Genomic DNA, 21013 nt, shown 5'->3' with positions numbered 1-21013 from the left:
ATGGTTACATACCGTAGAAGCCGGGAAAGAGCAGCACTGTGGCTAAGATCAGGATCTGAATTGAGATGAAGGGCAAGACACCTTTGTAGATATCCCGGGTGGTCACGCCAGCAGGTGCGACGCCTTTCAGATAGAAGAGGCTGAAACCAAAGGGCGGGGTCAGGAATGAGGTTTGCAGGTTCATGGCGATCAAAATCGCGAACCAGAGCATATTAATGCCCATGGCATCTGCGATTGGGGCCAGAATTGGCACGACGATGAAACAAATCTCAACAAAGTCGATGAAAAAGCCCAGAATCAGAATGATCAGCATGGTGAGGATCAGGAAGCTCCATTGTTCACCCGGCAAAGCCATCATCCATTCTTCAACCAGATAATCCCCGCCGGTATAAGTAAAGGCCATGGAGAAAGCGGTCGCACCCAGCAAGATACCGAAAACCATCGCGGTAACTTTGACAGTTTCGAAAGCACTGTCATACAGCATACGCCAGGAAAACTGGCGATAAAGGACGGAGAGAATCACAGCGCCCACTCCCCCCAGTGCCGCCGATTCTGTCGGGGTCGCAATCCCGGCAAAGATGGAACCCAGCACGACGATAATCAGCGCCAGTGGTGGCAGCACGGCTTTCAGGGCGGTGAAGACTTCCTGCTGTCGGGATTGACTGGGGTCTCTTTCCATCGGGCGTGTCGCCTTAGGGTTTAACCAGCTGTAGATGACGATATAAGCAATATAAGCCAGTACCAGCGCAATCCCGGGCCAGATTGCGGCCTGGAACAGATCACCGACCGGAATGCCCAACACATCACCCAGCAGGATCAGCACTATGGATGGCGGAATGATTTGTCCCAGCGTTCCTGAAGCACAGATGGTGCCGGTTGCCAGGCCTTTGCTGTATTGATATTTCATCATGACCGGCAGAGAAATCAGGCCCATTGCGACGACAGAGGCACCGACTACACCGGTCGAAGCCGCGAGTAAGGAACCAACCAGCACCGTGGAAATGGCCAGCCCTCCGCGTACGCTGCCAAAGAGTTTCCCCATCGATTCAAGCAGTTGCTCTGCAAGGTGGGTTTTTTGCAAAACCAAACCCATAAAGACAAAAAGCGGGACAGCCATTAACACCGTGTTTTGCATGATGCTCATGATCCGGAAGGGCATGAAAGCAAAGATTTCAGGTCCTTCCGCCCAGATCCCGAATAAAAGGGCGATGCCACCAAAGGTAAATGCCACAGGAAAGCCCAGCAGAAGCGCAAACAGGGCGACGACGAACATAATAATACCAACCACGGAACACTCCTTATTTTTCGTGGAACAGGCTTGGATTCATCAGGCGGTTGATGTTGTGCAGAATCATCCCAATTCCTGAGATCGCCATGAACAGGAAAGCAATCGGAATCATGCTTTTAATCAGCCAGCGATAGGGCAGGCCACCCGGATCGCCACTGGATTCACCGAGTGCATAGGATTCTTTGGCAAAATCAATGCCGTACCAGAACACCAGCAAGCAAAAAGGCAGCAGAAAGAAAATGGAACCCAGCAAATCGATGATGGCGCAGACTTTCGGGCTGAAGCGCTCGTAAAACACATCGACCCGAACGTGCCCGCCAGCTTTCAGGGCAAAGGGAACACCCAGCAGGAAAACCGCAGAGAACAGATGCCACTCCATTTCCTGCATGGCGATTGAGACTGAGTTGAAGACATAGCGCATGATGACGTCATAAAAGACATTGAACATCAGGAGGATAAATAAGGTGCTGGCAATCCAGCCGAGCAGATCGGAAAACCGGTTGATAATTTTCTCAAAAGCTAACAGGCTTCGCATATGGACTCCGTTGCGAGGCAACATATCTGAAAAAGTAGAAATGCGCCGGAATGGCCGGCGCCTGAACTCGAATTATTCCTGTTGTGCCTGACTGTCGAGGTAAGCTTTATCGGCAATCAGGGTCCATTCACGGGCTTTCTTCAGATAAGCTGCTTGTGATGCCAGAATTTCTTTTGCCAGCGGGTCATTCGCTGCCTGTTCAGTCAACAGTTCGTCATTGGCTTTGCGGATTGCTGCCATGACGTCATCCGGAAAGTGCATCACCTTGATGTTTGGATATTCTTTCTTCATGGTGGACCAGTTTTCTGCACTGGCGTGAGTGTTCAGAATATACATGTCGTAGGCAGACAGACGCATCGCCACCCGCAGAATTTCCTGAAGATCTTCAGGGAGACGATCCCAGGAACGCTTGTTGACTAAGTATTGCAGCTCTGTGGCAGGCTCATGCCAGCCTGTGTAGTAGTAAGGCGCGATTTTGTGGAAACCCATACGCAGGTCCAGACCTGGGCCGACCCATTCCAGCGCATCAATGGTACGGCGTTCCAGTGCGGTATAAAGCTCACCGGGTGCGATATTGGTCGGGCTGGCCCCCAGTTTTGCCAGGACTTCACCGGCAAACCCCGGAATACGCATTTTCAGACCTTTCAGGTCATCAACGGATTTGATTTCTTTCTGGAACCATCCCCCCATCTGAACGCCCGTGTTCCCGCCGGGGAACGACAGCAGATTATGCGGGCCATATACTTTTTCCATCAGTTCCATGCCGCCGCCGTGATAGAACCAGGCGTACTGTTCAGCGGCAACCATACCAAATGGCATCGTGGTGAAATAAAGGGTGTTCGGTACTTTACCTTTCCAGTAATAAGATGCGGAGTGGCCGATGTCATACTGGCCGGCTTTCACCATATCAAACACACCGAATGGCGCTTTGTGCTTGTTTGCGGAATCAATCCGGATTTGCAGGCGACCATTGGACATTTTTTCAGCCATTGCCGCCATGTTCTTGGTGGTGTCCCCAAAAATCGGGAAGTTTGCGCCCCAGGTTTCGGCCAGTTTTAATCGATAAACCTTTTCTGCAGCATAAGCAGTGGTACTGGAAAGTAAAACTGCAACGGTGCCGGCAGCAACCAGCGCATTGCGTACAGTACGTTTTACCAGACTCATGTTTCACGTCCTCATTTTTATTGTGATAGCGGGGATAAACCCTATGCATTCAAAGCATTAAACAAAGGATAGGCGTGAACAGGCGCAATAACACGGAGGGATAGAGATGCCCCGGCAAGTTTTTTCAGGTCATGGCATTCAGTCTTTCTACGTACAGCGTCTGTATCATTGTCATAACGCTATGTTTATAAAGGATAAATATGTCTCTATATGGTGCATGTTCTGCGGTGATTACGGATGATGATTTGTCCGTAATTTTGTTAATTATTTGTAATGACTGTGAAGTGGCTCACTGATGATAAAAAGCGTGTAAATAACAGTGCATTAATAGAACGATGGGGGTGTGTACTGGTATTCAAGACATGAACTCGGTACTATCTCGGTGTATATTTATTGATCAGGATCAAAGATTGGGGGTGAGAATGGAGCAGTTAGATTTCTTTACGATCCCCAGTCCGTGTATTGGCGTTTGCCAGGCCAATCAGCGGGGATACTGCAAAGGGTGTCTGCGTAGCCGGGAAGAACGATTTCATTGGCAGGACATGAACAATGATCAGAAACGCCATGTCATTAAACTGTGCCGACAGCGGTATCAGCGATTACTCAGACGGAAGCGGGAACAGGAGGCGGGGATTGTTCAGGAAACGGATAATCCACAACAAAGCTTGTTTTGATGGATGAATCCGGTTCAGCAAGACAAAAAAAGCGCCTTAAAAGGCGCTTTTTCTTCAGCGTTTTCAGCCAGACCACAATTAGATGCGGATGAAGTCCATGTGCTGAACTTTTGGCTTGAATGGGTGACGCTGGATGTCTTGTGGCTTCACGTTCACTTCTTTACCGTCGATAACCAGAGTGATTGCTTCGTAGAACGCAGCTTTATCCATTTGGTTGATCACGTCATCGTGGTTCAGTTCGATAGAAACTGGCGCTTCTTCACCACCGTAGATGATTGCAGGGAACTTGTTAGCGTGACGCAGGCGGCGGCTCGCACCTTTACCCAGGTCTGAACGTACTTGTGCTTCAAATTTCATGATATTTACTCTTCATTGAGTGAATGAAAAAGTATTCCGTAATGCGACCTTACTGAATACCGTCAAATCGAGCGCGGATACTAGCACTCATCATTTCCCCAGACAAGTGCAATTCCTGAAAACGCGTTGAATTAGTGAAAAATAAGCACTTTAGCGAAAGGAATCGTAATCATTGTTTCTTTGCGCATGCAATGATATTGCTCAAACTGGTTTCATAATTCGGACGAAGTTCCAAAAAAATAGTGTAATCTCTATCTAAATGGAACTGATATTGATAGTAATTCTCATTTCTTTTTGTATAATCCATGCCAATACGAAATATTAATGATAAAAAAATTGATAGCAGGGATTATGAACCACAAAAAATTATCGCTGATTGCCAGTTCAGTATTACTGGCCCTTTCTCCTTCACTGCAAGCCCAGGAAAAGAAAGCTTATACGGATGAAATGGTCATTACTGCAACACGGACTGAACAGAGTATCAGGGATGTCCCGGGTTCCGTTTCGAAGATCACAAAGGAGGATATGGAAAAGAATCTCGCAAATGATCTGAAAGATGCGCTGAAGTATGAGCCGGGTGTTCAGGTGAATGGCAGTGGTCGCTTTGGTATTTCTGACTTTACCGTGCGTGGTGTGTCTGGAAACCGGGTGAAAGTGATGGTTGATAATGTGGAGCAACCGGCTGGTTACAATCCGGGGGCCGATCAAATGCGTAAGTATTCTAACGGATTTGAGGTGGACACTTTAACTGCTGTTGAAGTGAGCAAAGGGCCGGGCTCAAGCCTCTATGGCAGTGATGCCATTGGCGGTACAGTCTTGCTGAGAACGAAAAATCCGGAAGATGTATTACAGACTGGAGAAAATAACCATCTGGCTGTCAAAACAGGTTATGCGAGTGACAGCGATCAATACAAAGCCACAATTGAAGCTGCGAATCGTACCGGTGCTATTGAAAGTTTGCTGATTTATACCTATCGGGATGGCCATGAAACAGAAGCGCATGGTGATGGGGCAGATATTGAAGGCCGCAGCCGTGGGCAGGCGAACCCGCAGACTTTTGCCTCGCATAATGTGCTTGGCAAAGTGTATGTTCAGGTGAACGATACCAACCGGGTCGGCTTGGTTGCAGAATACTATACACGTGACACAGATGCCCAAATTCTGAGCCAGGAAAATTACGATGCTGGCGGTGGTTTCATGCCGGGTTTCGTGTATACCAATGTCAGTGGTCATGACGAAGATGATCGTATCCGATTGGGTTTGAACCACGAATGGCAGGCTAATTTGGCCGCTGTGGATACGGTGAGCTGGGCGTTGAACTGGCAGCGTAGTGAAAGTAAACATGATAACTATGATCATACGGATAGATATGGTAATCGGAATCGCTATCGTGGCGGTGAAGACTCCAGCATTCAGTTTGATGCGCAGTTGAATAAAGACATCGCACTCTCTAATACTCGTCATGATCTGACTTATGGTTTGAGTGTTGTACAAAATAAGTTTGATCTGGATTATAAAGACTATTTCCTGGATTCAGGGACCGTGAAACCTGGCCCGGTAGAAGTACCAAATGCAAAATCTGTGAAGTACGGTATTTTCCTGCAGGATCAATTGTATTTAATGCAGGAGCAACTGGTGGTGACAGGCGGTCTCCGTTACGACAACTATCAGGCTGAAACAGCTGATTCATCAGGTCTGCCTGATCATGAGAGTGATGCGGTGACGGGGCGTCTGGGTGCAGTTTATCATTGGACGGAGAGTTTCAATACTTACGCTCAGATCAGTCAGGGTTTCCGTTCACCAACGATTGGTGAAATGTATGAAGATAAAGATAATAGGGCGCACGGCTACAGGATTGTTGCCAACCCGAACCTGAAACCAGAAAAAAGTCTTGCTTACGAAATTGGTGCAAGAGCACAGGGACGCATCGGCTCGATGAGCATCGCGACTTTTTACACCGACTATAAAGATTTTATTGCTTCTCAAACTGAGGTTGTCAGTGGCATTCAAATTACCAGCAATGAAAACTTAGATTCGGCCAAAATTTATGGTGCTGAATTTGCGTCTGAACTCTGGCTGGACGAAGCACTGAACGCACCAAGCGGTACTTATGCAAAAGTATCTCTGGCTTATCAGGAAGGTGAAGACAAGAAGACGGGTGAAGCCTTAGATTCTGTCGCGCCGTTTACATCGGTTGTGGGCTTTGGTTATGACGCGCCAAGTGGTGACTGGGGCAGTGAGATCAATGCGGTTTATGTTGCATCGAAATCAGGTTCAGACTGGTCGAAAGACACCAATGTTGATGCGCCAAGCTACACTGTGGTTGATCTGACTGCTTATTATTCGCCGACTGAAAATCTGATGGTGCGTGCAGGTCTGTTTAACGCATTCGATAAGAAATACTGGCGCTATCAGGATGTTGAAGGTTACAAGCCGACTGAACAAGGCTTAGACCGCCATACACAGCCAGGCCGTAACTGGGGTGTGAATGTGGATTACGCCTTCTGAATCTGAATAGAAGGCACTGCCTGACAGGAGCCGCACTTCAGTGCGGCTTTTTTCGTTTCAATCTCAACATTACTGTTTGTACTGATCCAAATCGAACAACTTATCCCGAATCGCCCAGAAGCGGCCGTTTTTACGGGCAATAATGATTTCCGGCGGGCGCAATCGGTGTTCATTGCTGGCAACCTTGGTTGGGGCTGTTTCTGTAAACGGACGGTGGCGATCAACCAGATGCGGATTGATGAATTTCTTCAGGAATTCGGTTTTCTGGGTTTTGTTCGTCAGTTGCCAGGTTTCGCTGATATGACCATCGTCTTCACTGAAATAGGTCACTTTCAACTGAGGCTTGCCATACTGGTTTTTCCCGGCTTCCAGCCTCATCTCCGTACATTTCATGATCATGGCGTCTTTTAGCTTCAGTGCATCTCTGAGCTTTTTATCCGGATCGACCATGACGGCATCACACTGATGGCAACGCCGCGCTGCAATGTCGTTGTCTGCACCGCATTCTTCACAGAACTTGGCACGAAAGCGGTAGCCGCATTCCTCCCTTTCGCCGTCATCATCCTCAAAGTAACCCTGACAGCGACGGCCATAGTGTTCAATCAAAAAGCCAGCCGGGTCGAGTTTGCCCCAGAAGCTGTTTTTGAAGCCGCAGGCCGGGCAGGGCACCATGATGACTTCGCTGCTGCTGTCCGGTTTGGGATCGCCAACTTCCGGCTGATACAGGTCATAGCAGTTCCCGGCATATTCCAGAACCAGGCAATCAGTTTTGCCTTCAGCAAGGCGCAGACCGCGGCCCACAATTTGCTGGTACAGACTGATTGATTCCGTCGGACGGAGGATCGCAATCAAATCGACATGCGGTGCATCAAACCCCGTCGTGAGGACCGACACATTGACCAGATATTTTATCTGCTGATTTTTAAATGCATTGATGATGCGATCCCGCTCCTCCAGCGGGGTGTCGCCGACGACCAGCGCCGCGTTTTCTTCGGCCAGATAGCCCATGATTTCTTTGGCATGGTTGACGGTCGAGGCGAAGATCATCACGCCTTTCCGATCTTTAGCGTAATCAATGACCTGTTCAATAATCATGGGAGTCGCTCGGGAAGATTTTGCAATCACAGCATCCAGATCGGATTCCCGGTAGTGGCCATTGTTGGCCGGTTTCAGGCTGGAGAAATCATAGCCGATCACGGCCATATCCATGATTTTAGGCTCTGTCAGAAAGCCTTCGTCCAGCAGGTAGCGGATTGGCAGTTCAAAAATGCAGTCCCGGAAGAAACGCTCCTGCTCGGTGCGAACCTGACCCCGGGTGTGGTATTTGTAAATCCAGCCCATGCCCAGACGGTAGGGCGTTGCGGTCAGCCCCAGAATCTTGATCCCGGCGTTGATTGACTGCAAGTGTTTGATCACGCGCTGATAGGCACTGTTTTCATCGTCCGGCACCCGGTGGCATTCATCGATGACCAGCAGCGAGAATTCTGCGTCAAACTGGTCAAGACTGTTCACCATTGATTGTACCGACGCAAAAACCACTTGCTGATCGGTTTCTTTACGGCCCAAACCGGCTGAAAAAATGGAAGCTTTTAATTCGTAGCTTTCGTATTTCGCGTGGTTCTGTTCAACCAGTTCTTTGACGTGTGTCAGCACCAGCACCCGACCCCGGGCAATGCGGGCCAGTTCAGCAATCACCAGACTTTTACCGGCACCGGTGGGCAAGGCGAGGACGGCTGGTGTGCTGTGCTTACGGAAATAGTGAACCGTGGCTTTGACACAGTCTTGTTGATAAGGGCGAAGTGTATACATGAAATTGATTCGGTTGATGAACAGCGCCGGAGGAGTTTAACGGCTTTGAACGGTGGGAAACAAGTGTCAGGGCGGCTGTAACAATCAGGGCCCGGTTTTGCGGGCCCTGTATTCGGTTCATCAAGATACGTTTAAGAAGCGATGTTCAGCGGTAACTTTGTTGGCTTGATGGTTTTGGTCATCATGCAGAACTGGCGGCGCGGGATAAAATCGTGTTTCTCGTAGAAACTGCGGGCGCCTTTGTTCCCGATATTGACTTCGAGCGTCAGGGCGTGGACGCCTGCTTCAGCACAATGTGCCTCAATTTGCGGCATCAGATCCGTCCCAATTCCTTGCTGACGCCATTCGGGTCTCAGGTAGAACTGGTCGATCAGTGCAATTCGGCCGCCATATTCAAGGCTGAAGCTATAGCTCAGGATAATATGTCCGGCAATCATCTTATTGCCGTTGTCGTCTATTTCAATGAACCAAACCTGGCCCAGTTCCGGGTTATTGAGTATCTGGTGAACTGCCTGTGTTGTTTGCTCGCGCTTTTGCGGCAGGACTTCATATTCAAAGAGTTCCCCAACAAGTGTAAGCAACATGTCTGCAGAAGACAGGCCAGGTGCTACAAGTGAGATGTTCATAAGTCAACCTTCGTTGTTCGGTGTTGTCATGACATGGTGGTTATTCGCTTCAAGTGTTTATACGGATAACCCATGTCTTCTGTCTATAAGTGAAGACCGTGAAAATGGAGAAATGTTCTACTTTTTGAGCTTAGTGGCAGTTCAGAGAATGCGATGTAAAAAATTGTGAACAGGGGTTGCAATGAGTGATGCCCCTTCAAGAAAGGCCGCAGACAGGTTTCTGTCATGCAAATCTTGCACAATAGCGCATCTTGAGATGACTTGAGTATATAATGGCGGTTTTGCACCATTTGGAGCCAGCCATGCGGCTTGATAAGTTTTTAAGTACGGCCTTGGGAATTACGCGTAAAGAAGCCGGTAAGTTATTAAAAGATAAAAGAATTGAAGTGAATGGCGACGTCGTAAAGAATGGCGCCCTGAAAATTACACCAGATTGTGATGTCGAGTGTGATGGCCGTTCGCTGCAGATGACGGGTCCGAAGTATTTCATGCTGAATAAGCCTCAGGGGTATGTTTGTTCGCATGTTGATGATTTTAATCCGACTGTTTTTGTATTGCTTGACGAAGTCAGTCCGGAAAAATTGCATGTTGCAGGCCGATTGGATGCCGATACCACGGGGCTGGTGTTACTGACCGATGATGGGCAGTGGTCGCACCGGATCACGTCTCCCCGTCATGTTTGTGAAAAAGTGTATTACGTGGAAACGGCTGATCCGATTCCGGAATCGGCGGTTACAGCGTTTGCGGAAGGGGTTCAGCTTCGCAGTGAAAAAGAACTGACGCGTCCGGCAAAACTGGAAATTCTGGGTGAGCGCGAAGCGCTGATTACGATTTCAGAAGGAAAATACCATCAGGTGAAGCGGATGTTTGCAGCCATTGGGAACAAAGTTGAAGCTTTACATCGAGAGAAAATTGGCGCTGTTGAACTGGACGACACGCTGGAGCCTGGTGAATACCGGCCTCTGACTGAAGAAGAAATCGCCGGCTTCTGAGGCGAAACGAGTTGTCTGAATTTCTCTAATATATTGCTCTATAACTAGAAAGTGTCGTCCTCGCGAAGGCGGGGACCCTGTGACTTTCAAAGATAAACTGCGCGAAAGATGAGGGAAGAAAATGAGTCCGGTCGATGACTTTCATCTCGTGTTCAGTGGATTCCCGTCTTCACGGTAAATGATGTTATTTTATTGATTATAAATAAGAATTTATTGTTTTTTGCCAATGGAGTTTTGTCGGCAAGACAGGCGCAGGCGGGGGACCCAGTGAGTCAGTACACAGGCTGATTTACAAATTGTAAAACTTCACTCTCAGGCAATAACGACGGTTTCGGGTGGCTCAGTTTTGAACGGTCTGCTGATGTAACTCACATTTTTTTGCTAGTAAAGCTAAAAGAGAAAGTTATCATTTCCTGTCAGGAAAGATTCGCGCAGCGAAAATTGTCGTACAATCATTCTCTTTCCCCTTTATCTTCTAATAAGTGGTTTATGAATAAATCTGACAGTCCTGGTCTGAGTTTTTCTTTAATTTTGATTCTCGGTGCAATCGCTGCATTAACGCCGCTTGCCATCGATATGTATTTACCGGCGATGCCAACCATCGCAAAAGATTTGGCTGTCACTCCCAGTGCCGTTCAGGTGACACTGACTGCCTATACGGCTGGCTTTGCGATTGGTCAGTTGCTCCACGGCCCGTTGTCAGACAGCTATGGCCGTCGTCCTGTACTCATTATTGGTGTGGTTCTCTTTGCGCTTGCAGCCGTTGTCAGTGCGCTCAGCAATGACATCACAGAACTGACCTGGATTCGTGCTGCACAGGGGTTTGCGGGAGCTTCCGCCGCAGTGATTATTCAGGCACTGGTCAGAGACATGTTTGAGCGTGAAGAATTTGCCCGCACCATGTCGTTTGTGACGCTGGTGATGACGGTTGCCCCGTTGGCTGCACCATTGATCGGTGGCTATCTGTCGGTCTGGCTGGGCTGGCGTTCTATTTTCTGGTCCCTGGCGTTGTTCTCTGTCATTGTGATTCTGGCGGTGTTGAAGATGATTCCTGAAACACTGGCACCGGAAAAACGTCTGCCGTTTCATCTGGGATCGACCCTCAGAAATTACGCACGTATGCTGACATCTGGTCCGGCACTGGGGCTGGTGGTCAGTAGCGGGTTCTCGTTTGCAGGGATGTTTGTTTTCCTGACGGTTGGCTCATTTGTCTACATCGACCTGTACCATGTCAGCACCGAAAACTTTGGTCTGTTGTTTGGCCTGAATGTGGTTTGTCTGATTGTGATGACCACGCTCAATGGCAAACTGGTCCGCAAAATGGGGTCGCATTTTATGCTACGTCTGGGCCTGAATGTTCAACTGATCGCCGGGGTTGGGCTGATTGCCGGTCAGGTCTTTGACCTGGGGCTGTGGGGCGTTGTGGTTCCAGTGATGCTTTTTGTTGGGGCGATTTCGACGGTTGCCAGTAACTCAATGGCCTGTTTATTAGCCAAATACCCACATATGGCAGGTACGGCATCGTCTCTGGCTGGTACAATGCGCTTCGGAACAGGGACGATTGTGGGTGGGATCGTGGCATTGATGCCAGACACATCAGCATGGCCGCTGGCGGGTACAACGGCCGCCTGTGCGGTGCTCTCGTCACTGTTCTACTGGGCGCTGTCAAAAGATGCCTGATTGTCGTAAGTAATCGTCAAGAAAAGAAGTATATGGCTGAGTTTTATCAAGAGCTGCATCAATTGGTGAGTGAGGGGCTGTCTGAATTGGATGGCTCGATTACTGCCGGAAAAACGCCGAATAACCCGGTGAGTGAAACGCATTTTTTAAGTGCCTGGATTACCAGAGTGATTAAGCAGCAGCGTTATGATCACTGCGTTGCAAAAACCCTGCTTGTCTGGCAGCAACAGGCGCGCAGTCTGGGTAAACAGGCGCAACTGAAACAGAAATTTGAGCATATTCGCTGGACCCTGTCTGGGGTACAGAATGAAAACGGATTGAATCGCCCGGTGCATTCTGACGAATTGCACAGATTTTATCAGGCGCTGGAAGCCGCCGGATGGATGGTGACAACGGGCTATGAAGTGAATCGAAAAGTCACACATCATACCGACGGCCAAGCGTCTCTGGTGGTTTGTGCAAAACAGGCGAAAGCGGCATTCAGTGATGAAGGGGCGCTGATCAAGCCGTTGTCTGTGTATGTCCGGGGCAACAGCCAGCAATGTATCGATCTGGCATATGAAAACGGATTGCTTCTTTATAAGGTGACAGATTATAAATCTTTGGTGAAATACCATGGTGAATATATTTTGCACCCGATGAATGCAGGCAGCCATTTGCCGGAATTGCCCACGATGTCGAAAGATTGAAGCTTGAGAAAAATGCAGCCGAAAGGCTGTATTTTTTTGTGTGCAAACTTGATGTTTCAGGTCAGTTTCAAGGAAGAGTGAGGTGGTTTGTGGCATTGAGAAAAATCAAATAAATCAGCGACTTTTTGCTTGTTATTTCATCACTCGAAATTAAAATTGCTCCTGTTTTCTGCATTTTTCCTATCGGTTATTCATCATGAGTATGTCTTCTGCTGTTCCGCCATTTATTGACCGCATATTTTTACGTCGTCTGCTGGCCATCGCTTTTCCGATCGCTTTGCAAATTATGTTGTTTTCCAGCCGGAGTCTGGTGGACATTCTGATGCTGGGTCAGCTCAATGAGCTGGATGTAGCAGCGATTGGGATTGCAGGCAGGGCACTTTTTGTCGTGACGATTATGTTGTTTGGTGTGACCACCGGCGGCGCAATGCTGGCAGCTCAGTACTGGGGCGCCGGCAATCAGCATGGGATGAAACAGAGTGTTGCGCTGACCATGCTCATGACGACGATTGTCGCTGTGTGTGCCGCGCTGATTTTCGGATTGATGCCTGAGCTGGTGATCGGTCTGGCAACACATGATGCAGAAGTCATCAGCCGAGGGGCTGAATATCTGCAAATTACGGCCATCAGCCTGTTTGCTGTGTCATGGGGCAGCAGTGTGTCTGTGGGGCTGAGAGCGATGCATCAGCCCAGTATCAGTACTTTCTTTAGCGCGGTGGGAATCGCTCTAAACCTGTTTCTGAATTGGGTTCTGATTTTTGGTCACTTGGGAATGCCGGCATATGGCATTGCCGGCGCGGCATGGGCAACAGCCATCAGTGGACTGGTCGAAGTGGCGCTGTTGTTTGGTTATCTGCATTTGAAAAAGCATCTTGTTGCGTTTGAATGGTCCATTTATCCGGAAGTAATCAATGTTGCTCTGATTCAGCGTTTCCTGAAATTGTCGCTGCCTACGACATTGAATGCTTTGGCCTGGTCGGGGGGTATTTTTATGTACCACGTGATTATCGGACAGGCCGGTGTCGATGGGCTGGTTGCTTTATCGGTGATGACGCCGATTGAATCGCTGGCAATGGCCATGCTGATTGGTATTGCCAATGCGTCAGCGGTGCTGATTGGGAATCAGCTTGGCGGAAATCAGATGGAAGCGGCGTATCGTCAGGCTTGGGCTGTTTCGGTGATTAATCTGGCCTGCGCGGTGGTTATTGCGGGGCTGATGTTGCTGATCCGCGATCCGATTCTGAATCTGTTTGCGGCAATGACCCCAGAAACCCGAGTACTGACTGAAAACTTCTTCCTGATTTTCTGCGTCGTGATGATAGTGAAAAGTTTACCGATGGCAATGATTGTCGGTGTCCTGCGTGCAGGTGGGGATATGCGCTTCTGTTTTTATCAGGATCTGGCGTCGCAGTGGGGGATTGGCATTCCAATCACGGCATTTTGCGCATTGATTCTGAAACTGCCGCTGGAGTGGGTCTACGCCATGCTGATGCTGGAAGAACTCGTGAAAATTATCGGCTCAGCCATCCGGATTCGTTCAAGAGCCTGGATGAATAACCTGGTTGCGAACGAGAGCCCAAACACACCCGCCTGACATTCTATTTTCTTCATCAATCGAGCGAAAACAGCCTGCATTATGCAGGCTGTTTTGTTGCCATCCGCAACCACCGCTGCTCGTGGTGGTGATTGTTTTCTGCGGGATACATAGAATCCAGTTGTCTTTTCTTTGATTGATCGTCTGAGAACGATAGGTAAGTCCCATTTCTTGCGATCTGGCATACGGTAGCATTGTTTGAATAACAATGAGTTGGTTTGCTTTTGAAACCGGAGCCTATACTGAGCCTATAAGCCTCTGGGAAGCGTCATGTTTCAGGAAACGGAGGCTTTCCGAAACGGAGAGGCTATCAACCGCTCGATGACAATGGAAAATCAATCGAAATGGACATGAGACAGGGGAAAATCATGAGTCAGGTGCATGAGCTTTACGTGGTCGATATGGGAATCGATACGCACCAGGAGCCGGTGGCGTATATGCGGAGTGATTGCCATATCTGTCGCGCGGAAGGTTTCACGGCCAGTAGCCGGATTTTGCTGACGCATGGGAAAAACAGCATGATTGCCACCCTGAATGTGGTGGATGATAAGGTGCTGCCGCCAAAAAGCGCGGGTCTGTCTAAAATTGCCATGCATCAACTGAATGTCATTGATGGGGTGGCGATCAAAGTGAGTCATGCGCCGGTCAATACGTCTCTGGCGGCGGTCCGGAAAAAGATTTTTGGTCACCGGCTGACACATCAGGAAATTCAGGACGTCGTTGAAGACATCAGCGCACACCGGTATTCGGATATAGAAATTGCCAGTTTTCTGAGTGTGTGCGCAGGCAGTCGTCTGGATGTTGACGAAATTATCGGTCTGACACAGGCCATGGTGACTTGCGGAAAGCGGCTGTACTGGCCGGGTCAGCCCCGGGTCTTTGATAAGCATTGCATTGGCGGTTTGCCGGGTAACCGGACTTCACCGCTGGTGGTTTCGATCATCAGTGCGGCGGGACTGACGATCCCGAAAACATCCTCACGCGCGATTACTTCGCCAGCAGGCACGGCGGATACGATGGAAGCGCTGACCCCCGTAAATCTTGATTTGGCTGATATTCAGCGTGTGGTTGCAAAAACTCATGCCTGTCTGGCCTGGGGTGGGGCGGTGAACCTGAGTCCGGCGGACGATCTGCTCATTCGTATCGAACGTGTGCTGGATCTGGATGGAGAAGGACAACTGATCGCCTCGGTTTTGTCGAAAAAGATCGCGGCCGGTTCGACCCATGTGGTGATTGATATTCCTGTTGGCCCCACGGCGAAAGTTCGTTCGCAGGAAGATGCCGACCGTCTCGCATTGTTGTTTACGCAGGTTGGAGAGGCCTGCGGTATCCACATTCGTTGCCTGATCACAGACGGTAGCCAGCCGATCGGGGCCGGAATTGGTCCGGTTGAGGAAGCACGTGATGTGCTGGCGGTGTTACAGAGCAGCGACACTGCACCGCAAGATCTGAGAGACCGTGCTCTGTTTCTGGCGGCGCACTTGTTTGCCATTGCTTTTGAGGAGACATACGCGCAAGGGCTGGCGCGGGCCACGGCAATTTTAGATGAAGGAAAAGCCTGGCAGCAGTTTCAGCGAATTTTAGCGGCACAGGGCGGGATGAAAAATCTGTCTGAAGCGCAATATCAGCATACAGAAACGTCGCAGATCACGGGAACACTGGTCGCGATTGATAACCGGCAACTCTCCCGACTGGCTAAGCTGGCCGGAGCACCGGCGACCGCTGCGGCCGGGGTGCGGCTTCACAAGCGTGTCGGCGACAACATTCAGATCGGAGAGCCACTGTTTACGCTGTATTCAGATACCGCCGGGGAGCAGCAATACGCCATGTCGTATTATCGCCAGTCCGAAATTTTTACCATTGAGGTCGCGCGATGAGTCACAGCACAACGTTGAAAGAAGAAGCACCACTGGTGTTCTCGCTGAAACCCCATCCACTGCTTGACCCCCTGACCGCTGGATTGGATGCACAGCAAGGCTATCTTGAAACCCGGCAGTTTCCTGATGGGGAGTCTTATCTGCGCGTATGTTCCACGGTTGAAAACAGACCCTGCATCGTAGTTGCAGACCTGTCGCATCCCGACGAAAAGTATCTCCCCTTGATGTTTTTGCTGGAAACACTGCGTGAGCTGGGGGCTGCACAGGTTGGTTTGATTGCACCGTATCTGAGTTATATGCGTCAGGATTGCCGGTTTGCCGAAGGCGAGGCGGTGACTTCCCGGATTTTTGCGCCGTCTTTGTCACGACATATCGACTGGCTGGTCACGGTTGATCCGCATCTGCACCGTTATCATGCTTTAGAAGAAATTTACACGGTGCCCTGTCGGGTGGTACAGGGCGCGCCCGCACTTGCCGAGTGGCTGACGACGAAGCATCACCTGTTGCTGGTTGGGCCGGACAGTGAAAGTGAACAGTGGGTGTCAAGGATCGCCGGGCTCAGTCAGCATCCCTATGTGATTGGTGAAAAGCACCGCTTCGGTGATCGACATGTTGAGGTGATTTTGCCGGATATTGAATCCTGCCGGGACAGAACTGCCGTGATTATTGATGATGTGATTTCCAGCGGTCAGACGATTTTGCAGTGTGTTCAGGCACTTCAGTCCCGTGGGATCAACAAGATTCAGTGTGCCGCGGTCCATGGTATTTTTGCCGATGACTCAGATAAAGCGCTGATCGTCGCCGGGCTGAGTCAACTGGTGACAACCAATACGATTCCGCACCCGACGAACGCGATTGATATCACCCCGCAGTTACTCCCGGCTGTGATGGCGTTGCTTCAACTGAAGGAGAGCACGGGCTGAGAAGATTTCAACGGATCAAGTCTAAACGCTTCCTGGCTTCACGTTTCGATGTAACTTTTTATTCAAACATTTCCCTGAGATAGAACCGACCTTTTACTTTGGTGCAATCACCGCGATCTTTGCACCATGGAATTGTCCTTCTTCAGATTTCTTGTCTATTCATGATGCACTGCAGGCATGTTTTGCGGACTGAAATTATCGTCATGACATTTCTGTTTACCTGTCATTTGTCATCGGTGATCGACTGACATTTCAAAGAAGGATTTTCTCTATGGGAACTGCTGCTGCAAGTAATAAACTGCAATACGGATATCCGACGCCAGGGCCGCAGAGTCCGACCGGACAAAAAGTGATGGATCATGTCTTTTTCCTGTCGAATGCAGAATGGAAACAGGCACGGGAAGAAAATGATTATGATTTTGTCGTAATCGGCACAGGTTTCTGTGCGCTGGCCTTTGCCGAACGCACTCTGAAGAATGATCCGTTCGCCCGTATTTTAATCATCGAACGTGGCCCGTTCTTTTTACCGGAGCATTTTCAGAATCTACCGCTGCCGTTTAAAAATACGTTAGGTGGATTGTCGGAGACCTTTCCCTGGACGATGTCGGCCAAAAATCAGCTGGGGCTGGCCGGCACAATTCACTGGCAACATGGTATGGTTCCTTTCTTTGGCGGGCGATCTACCTTGTGGAGTGCCTGGTGTCCGAGACCCAATGATGATGAGTTTGCCGGATGGCCACAGGAAACGATTGATGCGGCCAGAAGGAATTTCGAATCGGCTGAAACGCTGCTCCGAGTACAAAAGGCCGATCAGATTGATGCAGGCCGCAGTAAAGCTGAGCAGGCTTTCATTGCGGACAATCGCCCGGTATACGGTGAGCTGCAACGGACGATTCAGCATATGCTTGAACAGTCCGGCACCTCAGTGAACGGCATTTATCGTACGGAAGCTGCACCACTGGCGTCAGCATCGGAAAGGGTAAACGGTATTGATTTCCAGAAGTTTTCGACACCGGGTAGTCTTCTGGAACTGGCTGAAGTTCAGGCTGCGCGGAGTAAGGCCAGAACGGGGGCCAAACTGGATATCGTGACAGACTGCATTGTTGAGCATATTATTCAGCAATCGGTCGATGGCACGCCACAAGCCACCGCGCTGCAAACCTCCCGAGGTGTTTTACCATTGGGCTCGGCCCAGTTGATCCTTGCGATGGGCACATTACCCCCAACGACCTTGCTTCGAAATTCTTTCCCGGATTATCCCGGACTGGGCGATCGTTTCTCTGCGCACTTCATCAGCTCGATAGTTGCACGCGTGCCGAAGGCGGATCTGGATCCAAACGGTGACTGGGGCAGTCTGGAACTGGGGGCTTGCTACGTGGCTGGTGTCGCAAACAACAGTTTCGAGCAACAATATCATATCCAGTTGTCGGCTCTGTCGGATGAGAACCCGATTGTGAACTCATCCACAGCACTGCGTTACATGCCGGATGTGGTGGCAACGGCGTCGATGGCGCAATTGTTGTCCTCGAAAGACTATGTGGTGTTTGTTTGTGCCGTACTTGGCGAACTGGATTACACCAATCCGGGCAGTTGGTTCAAAGGCAACCCGGAGGATCGCAACATCACCACCAATTCGCTGCTTCAGATTGAAGAAAACGGGAAAGATAAAGAGACCTGGACCGCGATGGATGAAGCCACATTTGGCATTCTCGAAACCGTGCTCTCGCCGAAAGGCAAAGAAGCGGTGCAATACTGGCATGGCGCTCCGGATGAAGGGGACTGGACTTCAGTTCGCCCTGGCTCAACCGCCATTCGTGTCGATGCCCCTGTCCATGAAAGTTCGACCCTTCACATTGGTACTCAGCCAGACGCCCCGATTGATTTGAACTACCGGTTCAAAGGTGCGAACAATGTGTACGTCACCGGTGGCGCACTCTGGCCACAGGGCGGCTCCTGGAACCCGACCCTGACCATGGTCGCACTGGCACAGGATCTGGCAGATAAGTTGTCCGGCAAGTAGTGCCTCAGAAGTCGTCATCTAAGCAATAGCACCTGAAAATCAGGTGATGACATGAAAGCGCCTTCTGAAGGGGAGGCGCTTTTGAAGATCAGCAACAGAATCACTCATTCACCACGAATGAACGTATTCAGAAAATCTTTCCTCCACTCAGCTTTCCAGCCTGATGATGAATCTCGATAAAATGTTATGAAGAGAATTTGAACATTTGGTTGGTGGATTCATTATGCATCATCATGAATTTTATCTTTGGGGCGATTGAGGTCGCCTGAATGGGATGCTGCTTATGCATCCGCTTTCGTCATCATGACTTGCATCATATCTTTTCCGAGTCGTGTGAACGGTGGTAGCCCGAGAAGTAGTGAAGCCATTCGGTGAGAAGAGAAAACGGATTTTTTGGCTCAATACCACAAAGTGATGTTTTGAAGACAGGCAACCTATTAAATCAGTTGATTAGGTTATTCAATCTGTTAGGGTTTTTCGCTGTATGTGTGGACGACTGCACGCATTGTTCATTCTCTGAACGGACAATCAAATAGTGAACCTCTGGCAGGTGTAATCATGAGTGTGGCATCGGCAAGTGACAGTCAGCATGAATACACGTTAAACGCCTCGAAAACTGTCATCATGATGTACCGTTTACAGATCCTGAACATTAATTGGATTATCAAAATCTCTTCTCACACCAAACAATTTGGTGTCTGGTCCTTTCAGGACCGGACAAGGAGTTTGTTTTCTTTCATGCGAACTGCCTGTAAGCCCTATGCCTTGTGCATAGCGCTCCTTGTATTCGTGTGCTCCTGTAAAAAAGCGGCTCTGTTGCGTTAGTGTGATAAAAACGAGAAGACTTAGATGGAAAAAGAGAAGTATCCCAAAGCGAGTTACCCGGAGATTTTCGATTATACGAAGCCAAAGTTTGAAGAGATTGCCACGCAAACCTGTGAGATTGAGCCTGAACATAAAATCGTCGTCGAACTGGCAGGGCAATGGCCAGACAATAGTGCGTATTTGTATCTCTCAAAAACAAAGATGCAATGCGAAAAAATTAAGAAACCTCAGGCGGATTTGAAGACGGAACATCGCAGTATTGCAGAGTTTAATGGCCTTGAGAATGAAGCGAAGCATCTGTATCTGATTATTCCGGGTGAGGCAGGAAAAACACCCGTGAGTTTGTTGCTGGCTGAAAACATTATGCCTGTGTCAAAAGGGTATGACATGCCTGAATGGGATACGGTTTTGGTTCCAGTGATTCCAATGTATCCTGCATCAGGCGAAAAAGATCCTGAAAAAGCTAAATTGTATGATGAAGGATATATTTATATCTTACGCAGTGGCAAGGTTTGGCGCGAAATTAAAGTGAATTCCAATGGATACTTTAGCGAAGTCAATTTATTGATTCAAGGCGATTTAGCGAGTATGGAGAGTACCGCGACTCGACATCTTGATATCTCTTTGATGAATGAAGAGACGGGCACAAGATATTCCTTTGACTTGGTTGAAATCTATGAAAATGGAGAATTTAAAACCCAGCAAAGCCTAGATGGCATGGGAAATTTAAGAGTGATAAACCTGACTTCTGAAGAAGTTGAGGTAGTTCTTCCAACTTATGAACCAGCCAGAAAATTCACCTTTGCGACAAAGGAAAGCCCACGTAAAGGTGGGAAAGCAACGAAGCGAGAGCCAGATGGCAGAGTTATGCCTCACATCTGGTTACCTTATAAAGTGAATGGCGTTGTTGAAACGCTTCATGCAGCACATTTTATTCATCAACAATCGGCCAGCCAATTGCAGAATCTGGAAAAAGACTACAAGCAATTATGTGTTGAAATTACAGGGTTAGATTCTTACAGCAAAAATCAGTGCTTTGTTTCAAATGATACGACTGTGAAAGAATTGACCATGCCTGACTCTATCACTGACAAAGATTTCAGATATAGCGCATTAAGAAAACAGGTCGGTTGCAATGTAGCACAGGTGATTCTGAATCCACCTATCATAGACATTCGGTTTAAATATTATGTGAATGCACATATCGATCAACCGGACGATTATTTTGAGTTAATCGATGTAGAAGGGCAGTGGTCGCAAAGAAGATATCTGCGAAGCTGTGATTTTATCGGTGATAAAAGTCAGTACAGAGAAATATGCTTTTCAGGTTGGCACGACAAGGTTGAAAAAGTCAGCCTGATTCGAAGTTCGGTTCGAAATGAAAACTTCGATCCAGTTGTGATTTATAAAGAAGTGACCATAGCCAGTTTGCTGGCTGGGTCAGTGGGGTGA

16 protein-coding genes are annotated in these 21013 nt (G+C 48.9%); 10 read left to right on the top strand and 6 right to left on the bottom strand.

Going from position 1 to position 21013, the window contains the following annotated elements:
* Window positions 1-4 precede the first annotated feature (4 nt).
* The 3 genes from EA58_RS10540 to EA58_RS10530 form a co-directional block, all read right to left on the bottom strand.
* Window positions 5-1288, bottom strand: coding sequence for a TRAP transporter large permease (locus EA58_RS10540; RefSeq protein ID WP_036752245.1), 1284 nt, complete (start codon window positions 1286-1288; stop codon window positions 5-7).
* Between the two features lie 10 nt (window positions 1289-1298).
* Window positions 1299-1823 (bottom strand): TRAP transporter small permease subunit, encoded by a 525-nt coding sequence (locus tag EA58_RS10535; protein ID WP_036752242.1) that lies wholly within the window; start codon window positions 1821-1823, stop codon window positions 1299-1301.
* A 72-nt stretch (window positions 1824-1895) separates the two neighbouring features.
* A complete protein-coding gene (locus EA58_RS10530; protein WP_036752239.1) occupies window positions 1896-2987 on the bottom strand; it encodes a TRAP transporter substrate-binding protein in 1092 nt (363 codons plus the stop codon).
* A gap of 422 nt (window positions 2988-3409) precedes the next feature.
* On the opposite strand from EA58_RS10530, the gene EA58_RS10525 reads away from it, so the two are divergent.
* On the top strand, window positions 3410-3661 hold the full coding sequence (locus tag EA58_RS10525; RefSeq protein ID WP_036752236.1) for a DUF1289 domain-containing protein: 252 nt from the start codon (window positions 3410-3412) through the stop codon (window positions 3659-3661).
* A 78-nt stretch (window positions 3662-3739) separates the two neighbouring features.
* On the opposite strand, the gene rplY is transcribed toward EA58_RS10525, so the two are convergent.
* Window positions 3740-4018 (bottom strand): 50S ribosomal protein L25, encoded by a 279-nt coding sequence (rplY, locus tag EA58_RS10520; protein WP_036752233.1) that lies wholly within the window; start codon window positions 4016-4018, stop codon window positions 3740-3742.
* Between the two features lie 351 nt (window positions 4019-4369).
* On the opposite strand from rplY, the gene EA58_RS10515 reads away from it, so the two are divergent.
* On the top strand, window positions 4370-6526 hold the full coding sequence (locus EA58_RS10515; RefSeq protein WP_036752229.1) for a TonB-dependent hemoglobin/transferrin/lactoferrin family receptor: 2157 nt from the start codon (window positions 4370-4372) through the stop codon (window positions 6524-6526).
* 69 nt (window positions 6527-6595) lie between these two features.
* On the opposite strand, the gene EA58_RS10510 is transcribed toward EA58_RS10515, so the two are convergent.
* Both EA58_RS10510 and EA58_RS10505 read right to left on the bottom strand, forming a co-directional pair.
* Window positions 6596-8335 carry a DEAD/DEAH box helicase gene (locus EA58_RS10510; RefSeq protein WP_036752226.1) on the bottom strand — a complete coding sequence of 580 codons (1740 nt, stop codon included), beginning with the start codon at window positions 8333-8335 and terminating at the stop codon, window positions 6596-6598.
* Between the two features lie 131 nt (window positions 8336-8466).
* Window positions 8467-8961: a GNAT family N-acetyltransferase gene (locus EA58_RS10505; protein ID WP_036752224.1), complete on the bottom strand. Its 495-nt coding sequence runs from the start codon at window positions 8959-8961 to the stop codon at window positions 8467-8469.
* A gap of 302 nt (window positions 8962-9263) precedes the next feature.
* Between EA58_RS10505 and rsuA the strand changes: the two genes are divergently transcribed.
* The 8 genes from rsuA (at window position 9264) to EA58_RS10465 (ending at window position 21013) form a co-directional block, all read left to right on the top strand.
* Complete coding sequence (gene rsuA, locus EA58_RS10500; RefSeq protein ID WP_036752493.1) at window positions 9264-9953, top strand: 16S rRNA pseudouridine(516) synthase RsuA; 690 nt, start codon at window positions 9264-9266, stop codon at window positions 9951-9953.
* A gap of 489 nt (window positions 9954-10442) precedes the next feature.
* Window positions 10443-11633, top strand: a complete 1191-nt coding sequence (locus tag EA58_RS10495; protein ID WP_036752220.1) for a Bcr/CflA family multidrug efflux MFS transporter — start codon at window positions 10443-10445, stop codon at window positions 11631-11633.
* A 32-nt stretch (window positions 11634-11665) separates the two neighbouring features.
* Complete coding sequence (locus tag EA58_RS10490) at window positions 11666-12322, top strand: DUF2913 family protein (RefSeq protein WP_036752218.1); 657 nt, start codon at window positions 11666-11668, stop codon at window positions 12320-12322.
* Window positions 12323-12524: 202 nt separating this feature from the next.
* On the top strand, window positions 12525-13916 hold the full coding sequence (locus EA58_RS10485) for an MATE family efflux transporter (RefSeq protein WP_036752216.1): 1392 nt from the start codon (window positions 12525-12527) through the stop codon (window positions 13914-13916).
* A 368-nt stretch (window positions 13917-14284) separates the two neighbouring features.
* On the top strand, window positions 14285-15793 hold the full coding sequence (locus EA58_RS10480) for a thymidine phosphorylase family protein (protein ID WP_036752492.1): 1509 nt from the start codon (window positions 14285-14287) through the stop codon (window positions 15791-15793).
* Complete coding sequence (locus EA58_RS10475) at window positions 15790-16716, top strand: ribose-phosphate diphosphokinase (protein WP_036752214.1); 927 nt, start codon at window positions 15790-15792, stop codon at window positions 16714-16716. Before EA58_RS10480 ends, EA58_RS10475 begins: the two co-directional genes overlap by 4 nt.
* Before the next feature lie 271 nt (window positions 16717-16987).
* Window positions 16988-18736, top strand: a complete 1749-nt coding sequence (locus EA58_RS10470; RefSeq protein WP_036752211.1) for a GMC oxidoreductase — start codon at window positions 16988-16990, stop codon at window positions 18734-18736.
* A gap of 849 nt (window positions 18737-19585) precedes the next feature.
* Window positions 19586-21013, top strand: a complete 1428-nt coding sequence (locus tag EA58_RS10465) for a hypothetical protein (RefSeq protein WP_036752208.1) — start codon at window positions 19586-19588, stop codon at window positions 21011-21013.

Origin of the sequence: Photobacterium galatheae, from assembly GCF_000695255.1 — a bacterium.
Lineage (GTDB): Bacteria > Pseudomonadota > Gammaproteobacteria > Enterobacterales > Vibrionaceae > Photobacterium > Photobacterium galatheae.
Note: the sequence above shows the minus strand (reverse complement) of the source record. Positions and strands in the feature narration are given on the sequence as shown.